This window comes from Streptomyces sp. P17 (assembly GCF_032436805.1).
Taxonomy (GTDB): domain Bacteria; phylum Actinomycetota; class Actinomycetes; order Streptomycetales; family Streptomycetaceae; genus Streptomyces.
Window position 1 is genome coordinate 1 of sequence record NZ_JAVRBF010001291.1, and the last position, 247, is coordinate 247.

1 pseudogene is annotated in these 247 nt (G+C 66.8%); it reads right to left on the reverse strand.

The annotated features are described in order from the left end of the window. Nucleotides 1–247, reverse strand: a pseudogene (locus RMT89_RS44720) (malto-oligosyltrehalose trehalohydrolase); the annotation flags it as partial.

Consider the following 247-nt stretch of genomic DNA (forward strand, 5'->3'; position numbering starts at 1 on the left):
GCAGCGTCCCGCTCGGCTCGCCGCGCGGTTTGTTGCCCCAGAAGGCCGAGGTCTCGCCCTGGTAGACGAAGCCCGTGGCGAGCGCGCGGGCGAGGTCGATCCGCCAGGTGCCCTGATAATCGCCATAATAGCCGGCTGACTCGCCCGTCATCATCACGTGCCAGACGTGGTGATAGTCGTCGTTCCACTGTGCCCGGTATTTGCCGTTCGGCGGCTCCTCGGCGGGATCGAGCAGGCTCGCGCAGTT